The 1548-nt window shown below is 64.3% G+C and carries 1 protein-coding gene; it reads left to right on the forward strand.

Going from position 1 to position 1548, the window contains the following annotated elements; translation table 11 throughout:
• The first annotated feature begins 2 nt into the window (after positions 1 to 2).
• On the forward strand, positions 3 to 1271 hold the full coding sequence (aceA, locus tag LCI23_RS19540) for an isocitrate lyase (protein ID WP_224948121.1): 1269 nt from the start codon (positions 3 to 5) through the stop codon (positions 1269 to 1271).
• The last annotated feature ends 277 nt before the right edge of the window (positions 1272 to 1548 follow it).

The following is a 1548-nucleotide window of genomic DNA, read 5'->3' on the forward strand; positions in this document are numbered from 1 at the left end:
AACTGCAGCAAGACTGGGACACCAATCCGCGCTGGAAAGATGTGACGCGCAACTACACGGCGGCCGACGTGGTGCGCCTGCGCGGATCGGTCCAGATCGAGCACACGCTGGCCAAGCGCGGCGCCGAGAAGCTGTGGGACCTGGTCAACAACGAGCCTTATGTGAACGCGCTGGGCGCGTTGACCGGCAACCAGGCCATGCAGCAGGTCAAGGCCGGCCTGAAGGCCATCTACCTGTCGGGCTGGCAGGTGGCGGGCGACGCCAACGTGGCCGGCGAGATGTATCCCGACCAGTCGCTGTATCCGGCCAACTCGGTGCCGCAGGTGGTGCGCCGCATTAACAACACCTTCCAGCGCGCCGACCAGATCCAGTGGTCGGAAGGCAAGGACGACATCGACTACTTCGCCCCGATCGTGGCCGATGCCGAAGCCGGCTTCGGCGGCGTGCTCAACGCCTTCGAGCTGATGAAGGCCATGATCGATGCCGGCGCCGCCGGCGTGCACTTCGAAGACCAGCTGGCCTCGGTCAAGAAATGCGGCCACATGGGCGGCAAGGTGCTGGTGCCGACCCGCGAAGCCGTCGAAAAACTCAACGCCGCGCGCCTGGCGGCCGACGTGATGGGCACCCCGACCCTGGTCATCGCCCGCACCGATGCCGAGGCGGCCGACCTGCTCACCTCGGACGTGGACGACAACGACAAGCCCTTCTGCACTGGCGAGCGCACCGTCGAGGGCTTCTTCAAGGTGAAACCGGGCATCGAGCAGGCCATTTCGCGCGGCCTGGCCTACGCGCCGTTCGCCGACCTCGTGTGGTGCGAGACCGGCAAGCCGGACCTGAACTTCGCCAAGCAGTTCTCCGAAGCCATCCATGCGAAATTCCCGGGCAAGATGCTGGCCTATAACTGCTCGCCCTCGTTCAACTGGAAAAAGAACCTGGACGACGCCACCATCGCCAAGTTCCAGAAGGAGCTGGGCGCGATGGGCTACAAGTTCCAGTTCATCACCCTGGCCGGCTTCCACGCCTTGAACTACGGCATGTTCAACCTGGCGCATGGCTATGCGCGCCGTGGCATGTCGGCCTTCGTGGAACTGCAGGAAGCCGAATTCGCCGCGGCCGAGAAGGGTTTCACCGCGGTCAAGCACCAGCGCGAAGTCGGCACCGGCTACTTCGACGCCGTCACCCAGACCATCCAGCAAAACCAGAGCTCGACCACGGCCCTGCACGGCTCGACCGAGGACGAGCAGTTCTTCGACGAGAAGAAGGTCGCGTAAGCAGCGCTACCTGCCTGAGCCGTCAACGCCGCAGCGCCCGCCGGGCCTGCGGCTTTTTTCGTAGGGTGGGCAGATTCTGCCCACGCGGTGATCGGTAGCGGCACTGCTTTCGTACCGGATGATCTCGCCGCAAGCGATCGCCGCGTGGGCGGGAGGACCGGCCCACCCTTGTATTATCCCTTCTGAGCCAACCGCTCACTTCAACCCGAGGGTCACCTCGGGTTCGAGCAGCTGGATGCCGAGCCCACCCTTTGGCAAATAGCCAGTGATTTGTAGA

It is taken from the genome of Massilia sp. MS-15 (assembly GCF_020176695.1).
Classification (GTDB): Bacteria; Pseudomonadota; Gammaproteobacteria; order Burkholderiales; family Burkholderiaceae_D; genus Telluria; species Telluria hydrophila.